Annotated in this window: 17 protein-coding genes; 4 read left to right on the top strand and 13 right to left on the bottom strand. The window is 69.4% G+C overall.

The genetic code is table 11. From position 1 onward, the window contains the following. Both H5J33_RS04920 and H5J33_RS04915 read right to left on the bottom strand, forming a co-directional pair. Positions 1-534, bottom strand: a 534-nt coding sequence (locus tag H5J33_RS04920) for an NADP-dependent oxidoreductase (RefSeq protein ID WP_181793550.1), incomplete at its 3' end; no start/stop codon positions are given. 573 nt (positions 535-1,107) lie between these two features. Next, positions 1,108-3,903: an aconitate hydratase gene (locus H5J33_RS04915; RefSeq protein WP_309485322.1), complete on the bottom strand. Its 2,796-nt coding sequence runs from the start codon at positions 3,901-3,903 to the stop codon at positions 1,108-1,110. 342 nt (positions 3,904-4,245) lie between these two features. Here H5J33_RS04915 and H5J33_RS04910 point away from each other — a divergent pair, with 342 nt between their 5' ends. Further along, complete coding sequence (locus H5J33_RS04910; protein WP_181793548.1) at positions 4,246-5,775, top strand: UDP-N-acetylglucosamine 1-carboxyvinyltransferase; 1,530 nt, start codon at positions 4,246-4,248, stop codon at positions 5,773-5,775. A 145-nt stretch (positions 5,776-5,920) separates the two neighbouring features. Here H5J33_RS04910 and H5J33_RS04905 read toward each other — a convergent pair whose 3' ends face one another. The 11 genes from H5J33_RS04905 to H5J33_RS04855 form a co-directional block, all read right to left on the bottom strand. Then, positions 5,921-7,297: an alcohol dehydrogenase catalytic domain-containing protein gene (locus H5J33_RS04905; protein WP_181793547.1), complete on the bottom strand. Its 1,377-nt coding sequence runs from the start codon at positions 7,295-7,297 to the stop codon at positions 5,921-5,923. Then, the gene (locus H5J33_RS04900; RefSeq protein WP_181793546.1) at positions 7,294-7,992 is read right to left on the bottom strand and encodes an HAD family phosphatase; all 699 of its coding nucleotides are present in this window, start codon (positions 7,990-7,992) and stop codon (positions 7,294-7,296) included. The genes H5J33_RS04905 and H5J33_RS04900 overlap by 4 nt, the downstream gene beginning before the upstream one ends. An 80-nt stretch (positions 7,993-8,072) precedes the next feature. Next, positions 8,073-8,321, bottom strand: a complete 249-nt coding sequence (locus H5J33_RS04895) for an acyl carrier protein (protein WP_181793545.1) — start codon at positions 8,319-8,321, stop codon at positions 8,073-8,075. 20 nt (positions 8,322-8,341) lie between these two features. Then, the gene (locus H5J33_RS04890; protein WP_181793544.1) at positions 8,342-9,346 is read right to left on the bottom strand and encodes a beta-ketoacyl-ACP synthase III; all 1,005 of its coding nucleotides are present in this window, start codon (positions 9,344-9,346) and stop codon (positions 8,342-8,344) included. A gap of 20 nt (positions 9,347-9,366) precedes the next feature. Next, the gene (locus H5J33_RS04885; protein ID WP_181793543.1) at positions 9,367-10,311 is read right to left on the bottom strand and encodes an AvrD family protein; all 945 of its coding nucleotides are present in this window, start codon (positions 10,309-10,311) and stop codon (positions 9,367-9,369) included. A 104-nt stretch (positions 10,312-10,415) separates the two neighbouring features. After that, a complete protein-coding gene (locus tag H5J33_RS04880; RefSeq protein ID WP_309485321.1) occupies positions 10,416-11,852 on the bottom strand; it encodes an MFS transporter in 1,437 nt (478 codons plus the stop codon). A 48-nt stretch (positions 11,853-11,900) separates the two neighbouring features. Continuing rightward, entirely contained in the window at positions 11,901-12,701 is an 801-nt protein-coding gene (locus H5J33_RS04875; protein WP_309485320.1) for an ATP-binding protein, read from the bottom strand. Positions 12,702-12,727: 26 nt separating this feature from the next. Next, positions 12,728-13,405, bottom strand: coding sequence for an AAA family ATPase (locus tag H5J33_RS04870; protein ID WP_181793542.1), 678 nt, complete (start codon positions 13,403-13,405; stop codon positions 12,728-12,730). A 132-nt stretch (positions 13,406-13,537) separates the two neighbouring features. Next, positions 13,538-14,269 (bottom strand): MBL fold metallo-hydrolase, encoded by a 732-nt coding sequence (locus tag H5J33_RS04865; protein WP_181793553.1) that lies wholly within the window; start codon positions 14,267-14,269, stop codon positions 13,538-13,540. Continuing rightward, positions 14,247-15,245: a helix-turn-helix transcriptional regulator gene (locus H5J33_RS04860; RefSeq protein WP_181793541.1), complete on the bottom strand. Its 999-nt coding sequence runs from the start codon at positions 15,243-15,245 to the stop codon at positions 14,247-14,249. The genes H5J33_RS04865 and H5J33_RS04860 overlap by 23 nt, the downstream gene beginning before the upstream one ends. A gap of 660 nt (positions 15,246-15,905) precedes the next feature. Continuing rightward, positions 15,906-16,511 carry a lytic polysaccharide monooxygenase gene (locus H5J33_RS04855; RefSeq protein ID WP_181793540.1) on the bottom strand — a complete coding sequence of 202 codons (606 nt, stop codon included), beginning with the start codon at positions 16,509-16,511 and terminating at the stop codon, positions 15,906-15,908. Between the two features lie 160 nt (positions 16,512-16,671). Between H5J33_RS04855 and H5J33_RS04850 the strand changes: the two genes are divergently transcribed. The 3 genes from H5J33_RS04850 to H5J33_RS04840 all read left to right on the top strand — a co-directional run bounded on the left by H5J33_RS04850 (position 16,672) and on the right by H5J33_RS04840 (position 19,309). Beyond that, positions 16,672-17,025 carry an antibiotic biosynthesis monooxygenase gene (locus H5J33_RS04850; RefSeq protein WP_181793539.1) on the top strand — a complete coding sequence of 118 codons (354 nt, stop codon included), beginning with the start codon at positions 16,672-16,674 and terminating at the stop codon, positions 17,023-17,025. A 123-nt stretch (positions 17,026-17,148) separates the two neighbouring features. Beyond that, positions 17,149-17,718 carry an AAA family ATPase gene (locus tag H5J33_RS04845; protein WP_181793538.1) on the top strand — a complete coding sequence of 190 codons (570 nt, stop codon included), beginning with the start codon at positions 17,149-17,151 and terminating at the stop codon, positions 17,716-17,718. Between the two features lie 208 nt (positions 17,719-17,926). Next, positions 17,927-19,309 carry a cellulase family glycosylhydrolase gene (locus tag H5J33_RS04840; protein WP_181793537.1) on the top strand — a complete coding sequence of 461 codons (1,383 nt, stop codon included), beginning with the start codon at positions 17,927-17,929 and terminating at the stop codon, positions 19,307-19,309. Positions 19,310-19,330 lie beyond the last annotated feature (21 nt).

Genomic DNA, 19,330 nt, shown 5'->3' with positions numbered 1-19,330 from the left:
GGCGTGGTTCTCCTCGCGGCCGGTGGCGATCACCTTGGCGCCCCGGGCCACCGCGAGCTGCACGGCGACGGTGCCGACCCCTCCGGCGCCGCCGTTGATCAGCACCGTCTCGCCCGGGCCGACGCCGAGGATCTCGATCGCGGTGTGGGCGGTCTGCCCGGAGGCGGACAGGCAGCCGGCGACCTCCCAGGACAGCGCGGCGGGCTTGGGCACGATCTGGTCCGCGGGGGCGACGAGGTACTCGGCGTAGGTGAGCTGGGTGCGGTAGCCCAGGACCTCGTCGCCGGCCGAGAAGCCGGTGACGCCCTCGCCGAGCGCGTCCACCACACCGGCGAAGTCGCCGCCGGTGATGTGCGGGAAGGTGAGGGTGAAGCCCGGCGGGACCCAGCCGGTGCGCACCGCGCAGTCGGTGGGCTGGGTGCCGGCCGCCTTCACCCTGACCCGCACCTCGCCCGGCCCCGGTTCGGGCGTCGGCAGCTCCATCAGCTCCAGGACCTCGGGCCCTCCGAACGCGCGGAACGCGACAGCCTTCATCGTTCAACCCCCTCATGACGGCACGGCACTTCGGCTGACCGGCGGCCCGAGGCTCGCCGTCGCCGGCAACGGGACGAACGTAGAAGCTCAAGTCCGCTTGAGGTCAAGCGCCGGTCAAGGGGGCCAACGGCCACCCCTTCTCCCGCACACGGGCTGCCCTCGCCACGGACGGGCCGCACACCACGGGTCGCGCAGCCCCCTCCGGCAACAGCGGGGGCCACCGGTACCACAGAGGCCCGCGTACGCTCCGGCAGGCGCGCGCCGGTATCACCCGGTCGGGCTACGGGAGCGGGTTGACGGGGTCGGCGGGGGCGGCGGTACAGTCGGGACCAAGTCGATGACAACGATGTCGCGAGGCTCGGCGGTCACGTCGGCCCCCGCGCCCGCGCCCCCTTCTCCGGGCAGGTACCCGCCCCCCTCACCTGCCCGGCTCGCGGACCCGGTGCACTCGGCCACCGGGTCCGCCCAGAGCCCTCCCGCCGGCCGCCCGGCGCGGGGCACCGGACGGCGAAGGGCCGCGCCCCCGGATGCCGGGGACGCGGCCCTTGCCGCTGAACCGCTGTGCCCTGCCGCTTACTTGCGGATCAGGTTGCGCAGCACGTACTGCATGATGCCGCCGTTGCGGTAGTAGTCGGCCTCACCGGGGGTGTCGATGCGGACGACCGCGTCGAACTCCACACCGGTGTCGGTGGTGACCTTCACCGTGCGCGGGGTACGGCCCTCGTTGAGCTCGGTGACGCCGGAGATGGAGAAGGTCTCCTCGCCGGTCAGGCCGAGGGACTCGGCGGAGGCGCCCTCCGGGAACTGCAGCGGCAGCACGCCCATGCCGATGAGGTTGGAGCGGTGGATGCGCTCGTAGGACTCGGCGATGACGGCCTTCACACCGAGCAGCGCGGTGCCCTTGGCCGCCCAGTCGCGGGACGAGCCGGAACCGTACTCCTTGCCGGCCAGGACGACCAGCGGGATGCCGGCGGCCTGGTAGTTCTGCGAGGCGTCGTAGATGAAGGAGACCGGGCCGCCGTCCTGCGTGAAGTCGCGGGTGTAGCCGCCCTCGGTGCCCGGCGCGATCTGGTTGCGCAGGCGGATGTTGGCGAACGTGCCGCGGATCATGACCTCGTGGTTGCCCCGGCGGGAACCGTAGGAGTTGAAGTCACGCCGCTCGACGCCGTGCTCGGTGAGGTACTTGCCGGCCGGGGTGTCGGCCTTGATGGCACCGGCCGGGGAGATGTGGTCGGTGGTGACCGAGTCGCCCAGCTTGGCCAGGACGCGGGCGCCGGTGATGTCCTCGACCGGGGCCGGGTCCATGGTCATGCCCTCGAAGTACGGGGGCTTGCGGACGTAGGTGGACTCCGGGTCCCACTCGAAGGTGTCGCCGGTCGGGATCGGCAGCGACTGCCACTGGGCGTCGCCGGCGAAGACGTCGCTGTAGGACTTGGAGAACATGTCCTCGCCGATGGCGTTGGCGACGACGTCGTTCACCTCGGCCTCGGAGGGCCAGATGTCCTTCAGGTAGACCGGGTTGCCGTCCTGGTCGGTGCCCAGGGCCTCGCGGGTGATGTCCAGCTTCATGGAGCCGGCGATGGCGTAGGCGACGACCAGCGGCGGGGACGCCAGGTAGTTCATCTTGACGTCGGGGTTGATCCGGCCCTCGAAGTTGCGGTTGCCGGACAGGACCGAGGTGACGGCGAGGTCGTGGTCGTTGACCGCCTTGGAGACCTCCTCCGGCAGCGGGCCGGAGTTGCCGATGCAGGTGGTGCAGCCGTAGCCGACCAGGTTGAAGCCGAGCTTGTCCAGGTACGGCGTGAGGCCGGCCTTGTCGAAGTAGTCGGTGACGACCTTGGAGCCCGGGGCCAGGGTGGACTTCACCCACGGCTTGCGGGTCAGGCCCTTCTCGACCGCCTTCTTGGCCACCAGGGCGGCGGCGACCATGACGTACGGGTTGGAGGTGTTGGTGCAGGAGGTGATGGCCGCGACCGTCACCGCGCCGTGGTCGATCTCGTACGACGAGCCGTCGGGGGCCGTCACGGTGACCGGGCTGGACGGGACGGCACCGGTGCCCTGGCCGTGCTGCGGGGCGCCCGCGCCGTTCTCCTCGTGGCCGTAGGCCGGGGCGTCGGAGGCCGGGAAGGACTCGGCGCTGGCCTCGTCCACCGGGGAGGCGGCGGCGTCCGCGGTCTGCGCGACCGGCGCCTCGACGTAGTTGAGGACGTCCTTGGCGAACTGCTGGGCGGCCTCGGCGAGGACGATGCGGTCCTGCGGGCGCTTCGGGCCGGCGATGGAGGGGACGACCGTGGAGAGGTCCAGCTCCAGCTTCTCGGAGAAGTCGGGCTCGGCGGCCGGGTCCAGCCACAGGCCCTGCTCCTTGGCGTACGCCTCGACCAGGGCGACCTGCTGCTCGGAACGGCCGGTCAGGCGCAGGTAGTTCAGGGTCTCGCCGTCGATCGGGAAGATGGCGGCGGTGGAGCCGAACTCCGGCGACATGTTGCCGATGGTGGCGCGGTTGGCCAGGGAGGTGGCGGCCACGCCCTCGCCGTAGAACTCGACGAACTTGCCGACCACACCGTGCTCGCGGAGCATCTCGGTGATGGTGAGCACGAGGTCGGTGGCGGTGGTGCCCGGGCTCAGCTCGCCGGTGAGCTTGAAGCCGACGACGCGCGGGATGAGCATGGAGACCGGCTGGCCGAGCATGGCGGCCTCGGCCTCGATGCCGCCGACGCCCCAGCCGAGGACGCCGAGGCCGTTGACCATGGTGGTGTGCGAGTCGGTGCCGACCAGGGTGTCGGGGTAGGCCTTGCCGTCGCGGACCATGACGACGCGGGCCAGGTGCTCGATGTTCACCTGGTGGACGATGCCGGTGCCCGGCGGGACGACCTTGAACTCGTCGAAGGCGGTCTGGCCCCAGCGCAGGAACTGGTAGCGCTCCTTGTTGCGGCCGTACTCCAGCTCGACGTTCTGCTTGAAGGCGTCGGTGGTGCCGAACTTGTCGGCGATGACGGAGTGGTCGATGACCAGCTCGGCCGGCGCCAGCGGGTTGATCTTCGCCGGGTCGCCGCCCAGCTCCTTCACGGCCTCGCGCATCGTGGCGAGGTCCACGACGCAGGGGACACCGGTGAAGTCCTGCATGATCACGCGGGCCGGCGTGAACTGGATCTCCTGGCTGGGCTGGGCCTGGGAGTCCCAGCCGCCGAGGGCGCGGATGTGGTCGGCGGTGATGTTCGCGCCGTCCTCCGTGCGGAGCAGGTTCTCCAGCAGGACCTTGAGGCTGTACGGCAGCCGGGCCGAGCCCTCCACCTTGTCCAGCCGGAAGATCTCGTACGACTCGCCGCCCACCTGCAGCGTGCTGCGGGCGTCGAAGCTGTTCGCCGACACGACAGTCTCCTTCATTGATGTGCGCGTACCACCGTCAATCGTGCCGCCACGCCGGCTTGGCCGAACCAGTAAGGTCAGGCTAAGTTAGGCATGCCTTACCAGTGTGGCGACCGCGGTGCGCCTCGGCAGATATCTCGATGTCGAGATAACAGTAGTACATGGGCGCGGCTTGGTCATGTCCGCACGCGGTTCTCCGCCCGGTCCGGATGGATCCGGACAGAGGCGGTCCAGGCGTACCGCCCCCTCGCGCGTACGGCCGGGCGGCTGACGCCGCGTCACTCTTGTCACCCGAACGGACCCCCTTGGCGAGCGCCATCTCATATCTGAGATAGCCTCAAGGTCATGTCAGACGACTACCTCGTACGCATCGGCAAGCTCATCCGTGACGCCCGGCAGCACCGGGGCTGGACGCAGACGCAGCTCGCGGAGGCGCTCGGCACCAGCCAGAGCGCGGTCAACCGCATCGAGCGCGGCAACCAGAACATCAGCCTTGAGATGATCGCCCGAATCGGTGAAGCCCTGGACAGCGAGATCGTGTCCCTGGGTTACGCGGGCCCGATGCATCTGCGCGTGGTCGGCGGTCGCCGTCTGTCCGGTGCCATCGACGTCAAGACCAGCAAGAACGCGTGCGTGGCCCTGCTGTGCGCCTCGCTGCTGAACAAGGGACGCACGGTGCTGCGCCGGGTGGCGCGCATCGAGGAGGTGTACCGCCTGCTGGAGGTACTGAACTCCATCGGCGTGCGTACCCGCTGGATCAACGACGGCGTCGACCTGGAAATCGTCCCGCCCGCCGAGCTGGAGATGGCGGCGATCGACGCGGAGGCCGCCGTGCGCACCCGCTCGATCATCATGTTCTTCGGCCCGCTGCTGCACCGCATGGACCGCTTCAAGCTGCCGTACGCCGGCGGCTGCGACCTGGGCACGCGGACCATCGAGCCGCACATGATCGCCCTGCGCCGGTTCGGTCTGGACATCGCGGCCACCGAGGGCCAGTACCACGCGCAGGTGGACCGCTCGGTCCGCCCGGACCGGCCGATCGTGCTGACCGAGCGCGGCGACACCGTGACCGAGAACGCGCTGCTGGCCGCCGCCCGCCACGACGGCGTCACGGTCATCCGCAACGCCTCCTCCAACTACATGGTCCAGGACCTGTGCTTCTTCCTGGAGGCGCTGGGCGTGAAGGTGGAGGGCATCGGCACCACCACGCTCACCGTGCACGGCGTGCCGAACATCGACGTCGACGTCGACTACTCCCCCTCCGAGGACCCGGTCGAGGCGATGAGCCTGCTGGCCGCCGCCGTGGTCACCGAGTCGGAGCTGACGGTGCGCCGGGTGCCGATCGAGTTCCTGGAGATCGAGCTTGCGGTCCTGGAGGAGATGGGGCTCGACCACGAGCGCAGCCCCGAGTACTGCGCGGACAACGGCCGTACGCGCCTGGTCGACCTCACGGTCCACCCCTCCAAGCTGGAGGCGCCGATCGACAAGATCCACCCCATGCCGTTCCCCGGCCTGAACATCGACAACGTCCCGTTCTTCGCGGCCATCGCGGCCACCGCGCAGGGCAAGACCCTCATCCACGACTGGGTCTACGACAACCGCGCCATCTACCTGACCGACCTCAACCGCCTCGGCGGCCGGCTCCAGTTGCTGGACCCGCACCGGGTCCTGGTCGAGGGCCCGACCCGCTGGCGCGCCGCCGAGATGATGTGCCCGCCGGCCCTGCGCCCGGCCGTGGTCGTCCTGCTGGCGATGATGGCGGCGGAGGGCACGTCCGTGCTCCGCAACGTCTACGTCATCAACCGCGGTTACGAGGACCTGGCCGAGCGCCTGAACTCGATCGGTGCGCAGATCGAGATCTTCCGGGACATCTGATACGCCGCTGCCGCCGCTCCCTGTCCGGCCTGCGGTACAGCGGGTCGGACAGGGAGGCCGCGACATCCGCGGGACTTCCTCGGGACGACGCCCCGGCCTCCACGGCGCCGCCCGGCCGTGGCCGGGTCACGGGCCCTCGGACCGCTCAGCCCCGGAAGACGATGAGCTGGCGTCCGCGGACGCCGCCCTTTTCCAGGGACTGGTGGGCGAGGTGTGCCTCGGCGGGGGTGAAGAGGCCGGCGACCCGGGGGGTGAGGACGCCGCGTGCCGCGAGGTCGGCGATCTCGGCGAGTGCCTGCTGCTTGGGCTGGTAGTCGACGACGTAGACGCGGTGGATCGTGATGCCGCGTTCGGTGTCGAGGTCGTACGGCCGGACTTTGACCAGCTGACCACCGTCCCGCACGAGGCGGAGCGCGTCGGCGCCGGTGACGGCGGCGTCGATGACCGCGTCCGCGCCGTCGGGCAGTACGTCGAGGTAGGCGTCGGGGCCGTCGGCTCGGCGCACGACGTGGTCGGCGCCGAGTGCGGTGACGAGCTCCCGGTCCTGCTCGCCGGCGGCCGCGACGACGGTGTGGCCGTAGTGCTTGGCCAGCTGGACGGCGTAGCCGCCCACGGCGCCGGTGGCACCCGTGACGACGACCGTCGAGCCCTCGGGCAGATCGAGGACGCTGAGCGCCTCGTGGGCAGTCAGGCCGTTCATCGGGAGCGACGCCGCAGCGTCCAGGTCCAGGCTGTCGGGGACCACCACGGCGTCGGCCGCCTCCACGACGACGTACTCGGACTGGGCGCCGCGGCCCGTGGTGAACGGGTCGACGAAGGCCATCACCTGCTGGCCGGGCTCGAAACCGGTATCGCCGGCGTCGTCGACCACCCCTGACACGTCCATGCCCGGGATGTAGGGCGTGGACAGGTGCTCGACGTAGGCGGCGATGGCGCCGGAGCGCAGGAGCAGATCGGTGGGGTTCACCGCGGCGGCCGCGGTGCGGACCCGGATCTGTCCCGGGCCGGGCTCCGGGACCGGCAGATCGGTGGCGACGGTGAGAACGCTGGCGTCTCCGAAGGCGGGGACGGCGACGGCACGCATGTTCGGGGTTTTCCTTCCGCCGGGTGCTGGAGGGTTGATGAGGTCGTGGTGGTCGATGATCTGGGCCAGCGCGGCGCGGTAGTAGGGACCCGCTTTCGCGTGCAGGGCGCGGCCGTGGTCGGTGAGGTGGCCGTACACGCCGCGCCGGTCGGACGCGCACACGGATCTGGTGACGTATCCGTCGCTGACCAGTTTGTCGACGAGCCGGGAGGACGAGGAGGGGCTGAGGCGCACCGAGGAGGCCAACTCCGCGATCCGGAGCGGTACGTCGGTGCGGGCGAGCCGGTCCAGGGTCAGGTAGGCGCTCTGGGTCAGGCCGAACCGTTTGAGCTCGGCCGAGATACGGTCACGGGCGCGGGCCAGCAGTGTCTCGGCCTGGAGCCACCAGTCGATCTCCTCGTCGGTGGCCTGCCGGTGCGAGGACGGATCCGTGATCACGAGTTGCTCCTCGGCAGGTGCGGTGCCGGGGGCGCGGAGGGCAGCAGCCGCCAGCCGCGGACCTGGGCGGTCCTGCGCAGCTCCCGGTCTCCCCCGACCACGACGGCGTTTCCCGTTGTCTCCAGCATCGGAAGGTCCGAGACGTGGTCGCCGTAGCCGGTGCACTCGCCGACATCGGCGCGATGCGCCGAGGCGGCGGCCAGAACGATGTCGGCCTTGCGGTGGCCGATCACCGGCGGTGCGGCCAACTGCCCCGTGTACCGCCCGTGGCTGATCTCCGGAGAGGTGCACCAGGTCTCGTCGGTACCGAGGTGGGCCGCGATGGGGTCGAGCAGCGCGGGAAAGGAACCGGAGACCAGGACCGTCACATGCCCTGCCGCCTGGTGTTCGGACAGCGCCTGGACGGCGTGCGGGTTCAAGTACCCACCGTGCGCCAGCTCGGACTTGAACCACTCCTGCGCCAGATCGGTGACGTCGGCGGCATGCGCGCCGGCCAGGTTGGCGAAGTAGGCCCGGTTCGTCTCTTCACGGGGAACGCCCATGGCGGTCATCGCCTTGAGCTTTTGTCGCGCCTGTTGGTAGGCCTGTGGCGGATGTCCGGTGGCGGAGAGGTAGTAATCGAGGAAGCGGAAGAGGCTGGTGCCGGTGGTAAGGGTGCCGTCTACATCGAAGTAGGCGATCCGGGTTCGGCCCATGAGATGACTTTCCGGTGGGAGGGCGTCCCAGGGCGGGGGCGGGGGCACCCCGCCCTGGGGGTCGGCGGATTGCGGGCGGCTCAGACAGTGATGCCCTTGGACAGGAGGAGCTCGGCGGTCCGGGCCGCGTTGCCGGCTTCTCTGAGCTCCTCGTCGCCTATCTCGACGCCGTACCTCTTCGTCAGGGCGACACCCAGCTCGACCAGGACGAGGGAGTCGAAGCCGAGGAGGTCGAAGCTGGTCTGACCGGTCGTGTCGGCCGGGGCCTCGTACTCGCTGACGAGGACGTCGAGGATCTGCTGCTCGAGACCGGCAGTGGTGGTGGTCATGCGGAACTTCCTCTCGCTGTTCAGGCGGGGGTGATGTCGGGCCAGGTGATGGCGACGGAGGCCCAGGTCAGACCGCCGCCGAAGGCGGTCATGAGGATCCGGTCGCCGGGCTTGAGGCGGCCTTGCTCAGCGGCGTCGGCCAGTGCCAAGGGGATGGAGGCGGCGGAGGTGTTGCCGACCCGGTCGATGTTGATGACGGCCCGTTCGGTGGGGATCTCCAGGTAGTCGGCCAGTGCCTTGAGGATCCGCACGTTGGCCTGGTGGCCGACGAGGTGGTCCACGCTGTCCGTGCTCCAGCCGATGCGCTGGAGCAGCGCGGTGGCCGAGCCGCCCATGCGGGTGACCGCCTGTCGGAAGACGGCCTTGCCCTCCATCGTGAAGTAGTGATCCTCTTCCGGGACGTCGCCCGGCATCGTGCGCTGCCGGGAACCGCCCGCGGGAATGCGGATGAGCTGCTTCTGGGAGCCGTCGGAGCCGAGGTCCACGCCGAGGACCACCCCGGCCTGGTCCGTGGCCTCCTGCGCGGCGAGGACCACGGCGCCGGCCCCGTCGCCGAAGATCACGCCGGTGGTGCGGTCGGCGGGGTTGAGGATCGTCGAGTAGGTCTCGGCGCCGATCACCAGGACCCGCCGGGCCTGCTGGGAGGCGATCTGCCCGTGACCGGCCGCCAGTGCGTAGAGGAAGCCGGAGCACACGGCGCTGATGTCGTAGGCGGCGATGTGTCCGAGACCGAGCCGTGAGGCCACGTCGGGTGCGGTGGCCGGGCAGGGGTGGTCGGGCGTGGTGGTGGCCAGGACCAGGGCGTCCACGTCTCCGGGCGCCAGGTTCGCGGACTTCATGGCCCGTTCACCGGCCGCGACGGCGAGGTCGCCTGTCGACACACCGGTGTCGGCCCAGCGGCGCGTGCGGATCCCGGTGCGGGTGCTGATCCATTCGTCGCTGGTGTCGAAACGGTCGGCGAGCTCTTCGTTGCTGACGCGCCGTGGCGGGAGATAGGTGCCGAGACCGATCACAGCAGAGGACATGCCGGTTCTCCTTGGGCGTTTCAGGGAAGGAGGTGGGTGACGTCGCAGGCCAGAGAGAGCCCTGCATGGTCGGCGCGGATGCGCGCCGTGCGCCATGTGCCCTGCCTGGTGGGCAGCTCTTGGGCTTTCTCGAGCCGGACCGTGAACCTCTGCGCGGCATATGCCCGGTCGGTGTCGGGTCCCTTGCCGATCGTGATGTCGGTCCTGCGCATCCACAGCGTGTTCGAACCGGCCCGGTCCACGCCGTCCAGTTCGTACAGCAGGACCTGGCCGAGCTGCAGAGCGGAGACGAAGAGGTCGATCGCGGTGAAGACGCCCTTGCCGGTGAGTTCCAGCCGTGCGCCGGCGCTCAGATCCGCCACGTCGGCGTGGACGTCGGTGAGCAGCTGCGACTGCGTGTGGTGGTCGACGCCGTAAGGGCGGTCGTTCCACACCCCGGGGAGGTGGCCGGCCTGGGCGTAGAACCCGGGCGCTTCGACCGGGCTGCCGGCCGGGTGTGCGGCGACCACGGTGATGGTCATGCCGCCGATACGGCAGTCCATCGTGGTGATCTGCTCGCCGCCCGGCGCGTCGGTGGTGGAGCGGTGCACGGCGTGGACGGGGAACTGCTCCAGACCGTCCTCGTCGGGCTGGGCGCCTGCCCGGATCTTCACGCCGCGGACCACGAACCGGGTCGGGTCGTGTTCGAAGGTGTGCCCGGTGTACAGGCCGGTGAGCTGGGCGGCGAGCAGCATCACATCGATGGTCGAGAGGTGGGGGCGCTGCTTGGTCCGGCCCTTTTGCGACCAGGTACCGGGAAGAGAGAGCCCGGCGGTCGCCTCGACGGTGCCGGTGGCGGGAGTGACGCTGACGTGGGTCACAGCGTGGGCGACGCGTTTGAAGCCCTCGCCGAAGAACCGGGTTCCACGGTCTCCGAGTTTGTCGTCGACGGATGGGTAGGCGAGGGCCGACGCCCGAGCTGACATGATGAATCCCCCTGTGAGTCAAGCAATTGAAGAGTCCGAGAGTGGCGCCCGGCCCGACTGTGGGTGTCGGGGGCCGGGCACCACCTCGCACGGTTCCGAGCCGATCAGACGTGCTCGCTCGCGAGCTCCGGCTCGGGAGCGCTCTCCGCGGCGACGGCCGGGGTGGAGCGCAGGTTGAGCGCGGCCAGCACCGTCAGTGCGATGCCTGCGGCGATGGCCCAGGTGGCCGCCTTGATTCCGTCGACCAGCTGTGCCGGGTCCTGGGCGGCGTCCGTGCCGTTGAAGGCGCCGGCGAGCGCGATCAGGACGGCGAGGCCGACCGCGCCACCGATCTGCTGGCCGGTGGTGGCGATGCCGCCGCCGATGCCCTGGTCCTGAGCCGGAACACCGGTGGAGGCGGCGGCGAACATGGTGGTGAACACCATGCCCTGGCCGAGGGACAGCACGGCCAGCGGAACCACGAGCGCCAGGTACGGGCGTCCTGCACCGATGACCAGGGCGAGCGCGACGGTGCCCACGACACCGAGGGCGAGCGACAGCAGCAGCGTGTTGCGGGCGCCCAGCTTGGTCGCGGCCTTGCCGCCGACGATGGTGCCGACGAGCACCAGGCCGGACGGGACGACGAAGGCGAACCCGGTGGCCCACGCGCTGTAGCCCTGGACGGTCTGCCACAGCAGGGTCAGGAAGTACGCCAGCGCACCGAAGGTGGCCATGAACAGGAAGGTGATGACCGTGCCGGTGGACAGGTTCCGGTTCCGGAACAGGCGCAGCGGGACCAGCGGGGAGGCCGTCTTCGACTCCACCACCACGAACAGCGCGAACAGGACGACCGCGACCACCAGGGACCAGATGACCACCGGCGCGGTCCAGCCCTTGTCCGGGCCCTGGACGAGGCCGAAGACGAGCAGGGTCGAGGCGACGGTGCCCAGCACCGCGCCGGGCAGGTCGAAACCGCTGCTGGCACTGCGCTCGGTCTCGGGCAGCAGGATGAAGGCCGCGATCAGGCCGGCACCGGCCATCAGCACGTTCACGTAGAACACGGCCGACCAGCCGAACCAGTCGGTGAGCAGACCGCCGAGGATCGAGCCGAGCACCATGCCGGAGCCGCCTGCGCCGCCCCAGACCGACAGGGCCCGGTTGCGCTCGGCGCCCTCCGCGAAGAGCGTGGTGACCAGCGACAGCGTGGCGGGGGCGAGGAAGGCGCCGCCCAGGCCCTGCACCGCACGGGCGACGATGAGCATCCAGGGTTCGCCGGCCAGACCACCGGCGAGCGAGGAGACGGCGTAGAGGAACATGCCGAGGATGAACATGTTCTTACGGCCGAACAGGTCGGTCGCGCGGCCGCCGAGCAGGAGGAATCCGCCGAAGGCGACGGCGTAGGCGGAGACCACCCACTGCAGGTTCTGCGCGCTGAAACCGAGGGACGTGCCGATCTCCGGCAGGGAGACGAACACGATGTTGTAGTCGATCGCGATGATCATCTGGGCGAATGCCAGCAGGGCCAGCACTGCCCCGAGGTGGCGCGGCTTGGTGCCGGACACGTCAGGACTTCCTTCCGGAAATGTAGAGGACTTGGTGGTGGCGCGCGCTCAGTAGCGCAGGGCCCAGCCGATGCGGCGCGCGAGGGACTTCTGGCGCTGCTGCTCGTGGTAGCGGGCGTCGGCCTTGAGGTCTTCGATGTCGGCCTTCACCCGGCGCTGGGCCTCTTCGATGGCTTCCTCGACGGGCACGACCACCGGCAGGTCGAAGATCTTGATGATCTTCTCGATGCGGTCCGGGATGGGGCCGCCCACGATGTGGTACGGGATGCCCATGCGCTCGAGGGACTCGATGAGCAGGTCGTCGGAGAGACGGCGGAACTTCTCCGACACCGGGCGGTGACCGTCGGGCTCCATGTCGAACTCGACGGGCAGGTGCACATAGGCGTCGTAGATCCGCTTGGCGCGGGAGCGGGTGATCTCGCCCAGCGTGTCGGTGTAGCGCTGGTAGAAGTGCTTGACCGGCAGACCGACGACCTTCTTGATGCCCTTGAACCACCAGTCGGCGCCGGGGTTGATGCCGACGCGCATCCGCGCCTCGAAGTACACCCATTCGTGGAAGACGCCACCGTCGGAGATGAAAGCCGACTCGCGGGACTCGTTGTGGACTCGCTCCTCGAACCGGCGCAGACCGAGCTTGACCAGCTCCATCGCGTTCAGTTCCATGACGGTCTTGCCGGGAACGAGGTCGACCAGCAGCTCGCGCGAGGTCTTGGCGTGCGTGCGGGGAATACCGGTGGCGATCGACAGGGCCTCGGTGGTGGTGGACTTTCCGGTGGAATACGTTCCGGATATCGCGAGATGCAGGTTCGGGTTCTCGCTGAACTTGGGGGTCTTCGGGTGAATACTCACTGGCTGTCCTTCTGCTGGTGTCCGGATCAGGCGTTCTGGGTCTTCTTGACGGCCTCGGCCACCGTGATCAGCGGCTCTACGCCGGTGATCTCAAGGACCTGTTCCAGGCGCTGTTCCAGGGAGCCGGCCACCGTGTGCACGGGGACACCGGATTCCTCGAGCGCGGGGAGCAACAACTCGTCGGAGAGCTTGCGGAAGGTCTCGTTGATCGGCCGGTTGTTCTCCGCCAGTTCGAACTCGATCGGCAGGTGGAGGAACGCCTGGTACGCGCCGCGTGCGACGTGCCGCTTGGCCAGCAGGCCGATCTCGTCGGCGACCTGCTCGTAGGCACGGGTCACCGGGTCGCGGTAGCGGCTGTCCAGCGGATGATCGGTGCCCGGGTAGGAGCCGGCCACGAGACGCAGCTTGGCGTAGATCCACTCGTGCAGGACGGAACCGTCGGAGAAGAAGCCCTCCGGCAGGGCCGCCTCACCGGCGATGCGCTCCGCATACCGGTTGACGGTCAGCTGGAGAACCTGGCCCTCGGTCCAGTTGTGGATGGAGACGCCCTCGCCGCCGATGGGCTCGCGCATGGGCGAGCCCTGCGTCCGGGGAAGGCCGGTCAGGTGTTCCAGCGCTTCGGTCAGAATCGTCTTGCCGGAACCGTAGGCTCCGACCACAGCAAATCTCGAACTCACGACCACGATGATTGTGGCTGCACGCATTGGTTGACAGCCTGTGACGAAACCATCGGTGCCAGCACTGGTGCCACCACCACCAGTTGGGCTCCGTTCATGACGAAGGGCCTGCCGCCGTACCGTTTCCGGAGGCGGACAGGCCCTGTCGTCAGTGTGTGTCTACCGGCTGAGGTCGAGCGGCTCCCAGGGGGCACCGTCGGCAGACGGGTCGAGTCGGCCGAACTGGACGTCGGAGAAGTGGTTGCCGAACGCGAGCGTGTCGGGACGGGTCAGCTCGTCGAGCACTCTCTTGCGGGTGCGGACGGCCTCGTCCGGAACCATGTCCATCGATACCCGCCAGTCAGGGGCATCCAGTTGACCCATGCTGTGGAACACGTCGCCGAAGGCGATCAGGCGCTGGTCACCCGCTGAGATCACGTACGTGGTGTGGCCCGGTGTGTGGCCGGGGGTGACCCAGGCCGTGACGCCGGGGAAGATTTCCTCGCCGTCCTTGGCGGCCACCCGGTGCCGGACGGAACGGGCGCCGGGCCACCATGCCCACTCCTGCTCCGAGGCGACGAGCCGTACGTCCTGGAAGGGTGCGTCCGGGGCGGCGAAGACCCAGCCGAAGTGGTCGTCGTGCAGATGGGTGAACGCGATCAGGTCGATGTCCGACGGAGTCTTCCCCACCTGCTTCAAGGAGGCGGTCAGACTGCCGCCCTGCAGCACGCCGAGTACCGGGTGCGTCTGCACGGCAGCCCATCTGCGCGGGCCGAACCCGGCATCGATGAGCATCGCCCGGCCGCCGTGCTCTATGAGAAGTCCCCCGATGGACGCGGCGAGATAGCCCTCCCGGTCCAGAAGAATGCTGCGCTGTGGTGCTGTCCAGTCAGCGTGCGTCGAGTCGGGCAACCATCCGCGAGGATCCAACTGGACGTCGCCGTCCGGGAGATAGGTCAGAGTGTGGTTGCCCAGGCGCATCGAGCGGACGTCTCGCGCGGGGGTGTTCCAGCAGGTCGCTTGTGGTGTCATCGTCTCTTCGTCTCATGTCGGCGGCAGCGGGCTCCAGCGACTGTACGGTCTTGGACGCGCGGTCCTCCCAACAGGCCGCGATCCGTTCCCGGGTCGCCTGGTCCGGGGTGAGCAGCACCAGCCGGTATCCGCCGTGGCAGGTGAAGTCGAGCGTGATGCGGCTGAAGCTCACCTGCCCCAGCTCACCGTGGCTCATCTCCTGCACGGTGCAGGAGCCGTCCGACACGTCGCGCGTTTCCCACAGCCGAGCGAAGGTTCCGCTCTCTGCGCGGAGTTCCTCGATCAGGGAGGTGAGTTCCTGTTCGCCCAAGCGGTTTCCGGTATGCGCCCGGAAGCGGGCGATCTCGTCGGCCGCTCCCTGCTCCCAGTCGATGTAGAGCTCCCTGAACGAGGGATCGGTGAACAACAGCCGCAGGTAGTTGCCCTCTGTCAGGTGGGCGCCCAGCAGCCGCAGGGCCGAGGCGTTGGCGGCCACCACGTTCCAGTAACGGTCCAGCACATACGCCGGGTTGGGCTGGTACCCCTCGACGACCTGGTGGATCAGCAGCCCGTCGTGCTGGGGCTCGGCCCGTTCGGGGCCGACGACGCCTGCGAGGCTCATCATGTAGCGGTGCTCGATGGTATCGAGCTTGAGGACGCAGGAAATGGCCTCCAGGACCTCACGAGAGACATTTTTGGCCCGTCCCTGCTCGATCCACTGGTACCAGGACGCGCCGACACCGGCGAGCATGGCGACCTCTTCCCGGCGCAGACCGGGACGGCGGCGGGTGCCGACCGGCAGTCCGACCTGCTCCGGGTTGATCTGAGCACGCCGTGCGGAGAGGAAGCGGCCCAATTCAATCGCCTTGAGGTCCATCTTCGAAGATTGACTTGGCATGAATCAAGCCTAGTTGCATGCAGGCGCATGAAGCAGCTACCTGGGATGTTAAAGACTGGTGAACGGTCGTTTTAGGCCACCACCCGAACCGGGGTCTAACCGGCATATCACCTGTCGCGACCCTGTCGACGGCCGCCCGCACCTGCCCGTCGTCCCCGTTCAACGACACTTTCGGCGACCCCGCGGAGCCCTCGGAGGACCTCGCACCCGCTCCGGAGTGCGGTGGCTGGCTACTGCGCCTAATCGGTCCGGAAAGAGTCGTCAACCGGGCACTCACCGCCACCAACGCCACCGAGACCGACCTCGTCGGTGACCAGGAACTGGCGTGCCCGACCAGGCCAATTCGGTCACGGTGGCCAGGAATTGGTGTTCCGACCAAGTCAATTTCAGACATGTGTGGGGCGCCACGGCGTTCCGCCTCCCGGCCCCCACACCGGTGCGGGCGGCAGTCCCTGGTTCCGGCACGGGACAGTCCCGACACCGGCGCACCCCCTGTCCGGACCCGCGGCGAGGGGCCGGGGCGGGACAGGGGGTGCGATGGCGTCCGTGTGGTCGGTCCGGTACTCGTGCTCCGCACGAAGCCGGTGGTTCGGGAGCGGGCCCGCGCCCGCTGGTTTCAGGGCTGCCCGGGGGCCCGGGTCAGAACGTCACGTCCGAGCAGGCGTAGAACGCGTTGCCCGTGTCGGCGATGGTCCAGACGCCGAGGATGACGTGGTGGCCGCTCAGCCCGGTCGGCAGGGTGCCGCTGTGGCTGAGGGTGGCCGGTGGCTGCTTGCCGCCGTACGGGACCGTCAGGAACGGCGTGGTGTTCAGGTCGGCGCGGGTCAGGGCGTGGCCCTGGTCCCAGCCCTGCTTGGTGACGTAGTACCGGAAGTCGGTCGTCGCGTGCCGGGCCTCGAACTGCCAGCGGAAGGTGTAGCTCTGGCCACCGGTGACCTTGGTGGTGGGCCACTCCGCGCCCCTGGGGGTGCGGGCGCCGTCGAGCTGGCCGAACCGGGTCTCGCCGCCGGAGCAGAGCTGCCCGTCGGCCGGCCCGGCCGCCGGGAAGCCCTTGGGGCCCTCGACGCTCTGCGGCTCCCACTGGATCTCGCCGCAGCCCCGCACCGTGCCGTCCGCGCAGAGCAGTTGCCTGCTGATGGGGAGGTCGGTGTAGCCGTGACCGCTGGCGCCGCCGGTGGACAGGACGAAGGCGCCGGCGGTGGCCAGGCCTAATACGGACGCGTACAACTTGCCCTTGGTGCGCATGTAGCCGCTCCTCGGAACGTATGGGGAGTTGACCATGCCGAATCGTGCGTTGGTCTAGACCAAGCCCAGGCTATTGCGGCCGCCGGGACATGTCCATACCAATGCGTGCCGTCCATGGGAGACGCTGGATCGCCGGACGCGTCCCGCCTAGGGTGACGCCATGGACGATCACCCGGAAGCTCCTGTCATGCCCGTCGAAGCGTACGAACCGCCCTACTACGTGGCTGTGTTCACCACGGTGCGGACCCCGGACCAGACCGGCTACAGCGAGACCGACGCACGCATGGAAGAGCTGGTGAAAGACGTCCCCGGGTTCCTCGGAATGGACCACGCGCAGACTCCCGGCGGGCTGGGCATCACCGTCGGGTACTTCCGGGACGCCGAGGCCCTCGCGAAGTGGCGCGGCGACGCCGAGCACCGCGCGGCGCAGGAGCGTGGGCGAGCGGAGTGGTACCAGAGCTACACGCTGCACGTGGCGAAAGTGGAGCGGAGCCACGGGTTCACACGGGCGTAGGTCCCGCGGGACCGGGCGAGCGGCGTGAAGCCCCTGGTCCAGCCGGCGGCCCCGTGAGAGGGAGCCGTCCTGCCGGGGCTTCGCGGCCCTTCCCGCCCGAGGCGGCTACGACAGGGGGCGACAGTGCGGGAACTCGGTTCCGCGGTGATCCTCGTCACCGGGGTCATGGCGTCCGGCAAGTCCACCGTCGCGCAACTGCTCGCCGAGCGGCTCCCGCGCTCCGTGCACCTGCGCGGCGACAGCTTCCGGCGGATGATCGTGTCCGGTGGCGAGGAGTTCACTCCGCGGCCGTCCGCCGAGGCGACGGCGCAGTTGCGTCTGCGGTACCAGGCCGCCGCGGCGGTCGCGGATCTGTACGCGGGGGCGGGCTGGACGGTCGTCGCCCAGGATGTCGTGCTGGGCGAGCACCTGGACGCCTACCTCGACCGGGTGACGACCAGGCCGCTTTACCTGGTCGTCCTCGCTCCCACCCCCGAAGCGGTCGCGCGACGCGAGGCCGGCCGGCGCAAGGACGGCTACGGGGGTCCCTGGACGGTCGCCCTCCTCGACCAGGCGCTACGCCGGGACACCCCGCGTCGCGGGCTCTGGCTGGACACCTCGCACCAGACGCCCGACCAGACCGTGGACCGGATCCTCGGCAACCTCGCCACGGCGCTCATCGCCGGCTCCGCGCGTCCGCCGGCGGATCGCTGACAGCACCTCACCCACCCGAGGCGGCCGGTTCGTCACGAAGCGACCCACTGAACTCCCACTAAACTTAACCGGTTTCGCTCAGATGGTTGTCACTCTCAATCTCTCGCCCTAGCCTCGCCGCGATGAGACGTCCGGGCAGCGGAATTCAGAACCGGTCCGCGTATGCCCTCGCGCCCGGCCGTACGCGCCACCATTTGTGGGAGCAGAGATGAGAAAGAGACTGATGACCGCGGCGGGAGCGCTGCTGGCCTTCGCCGCCTCGCTACTGGCCGCGCCGTCCTCCGCGCAGGCCCAACCGGGGACGCAACCGCAGGCACAGCCACCGACGCGGGCACAGGCCCTGGCGGCCCCGGGATTCCACGTCGCCGGGGGGCGGCTGCTGGACGCGAACGGCGAGGACTTCGTCCTGCGGGGCGTCAACCACGCGCACGCCTGGTACCCCACCAGGACCGCGCAGGCGCTGAAGGACATCAAGGCCCTGGGCGCCAACTCGGTACGCGTGGTGCTCGCCACCGGTGACCGGTGGACGAGGAACGACACCGCGGACGTCGCCGCCGTCGTCGCGCAGTGCAAGCAGAACCGGCTCGTCTGCGTCCTGGAGGCCCACGACACCACCGGTTACGGGGAGCAGGCCGGAGCCACCACCCTCTCCCGCGCCGTCGACTACTGGATCGGCGTCAAGGACGCGGTACAGGGCCAGGAGAAGTACGTCATCCTCAACATCGGGAACGAGCCGTACGGCAATTCCGGCTACACGGCGTGGACCTCCGACACCTCGTCCGCCATCGCCCGGATGCGGTCGGCCGGATTCCGGCACACGCTGATGGTGGACGCCCCGAACTGGGGCCAGGACTGGTCCTTCACCATGCGCGACCACGCCGCCGAGGTATTCGCCGCGGATCCCGATCGCAACACGGTGTTCTCGATCCACATGTACGGCGTGTTCAACACCGCCGACAAGGTGAGAAGTTACCTTGACCGGTTCATATCGCAGCGGCTTCCCATCGTCGTAGGGGAATTCGGGAACATGCACTCGGACGGTGATCCGGACGAGGACGCCATCATGTCCAGCGCGCGGCAGTTCGGTGTGGGCTACCTCGGCTGGTCCTGGAGCGGCAACGGCGGCGGTGTCGAGTACCTGGACATGGCCACCGGCTTCGATGCCGCGCACCTCACCGCCTGGGGACAGCGCATCTTCTCCGGCGCCGACGGCATCCGGGAGACGGCCCGGGAAGCGGGCGTCTTCGGTGACGGCGGATCCGTTCCCGCGCCGGCGAGTTGCTCGGTCGACTACCGCCTCGGCGACTGGGGAACCTCGTTCAACGCGGACGTCACCATCCGCAACACCGGGACGACGGCCGTCAAGGGCTGGCAGCTCGTCTTCGCCTTCCCCGGGGACCAGAAGCTCGGCTCGGTCTGGAACGCCAAGGCCGTCCAGCAGGGCAGCGAGGTGAAGGCCACCAACGAGTCCTGGACGGAGACCATCCCGGCCGGCGGCTCCGTGAGCTTCGGGTTCAACGGTTCCTCCACCACGGCCAACGGCGTCCCGGCCGCCTTCACCCTCAACGGCGCCTCGTGCGCGAAAGGCTGACCAGGCAGCCCGGCAATCCCG

This window comes from Streptomyces sp. WELS2, assembly GCF_013870595.1.
Classification (GTDB): domain Bacteria; phylum Actinomycetota; class Actinomycetes; order Streptomycetales; family Streptomycetaceae; genus Streptomyces.
Note: the sequence above shows the minus strand (reverse complement) of the source record. Positions and strands in the feature narration are given on the sequence as shown.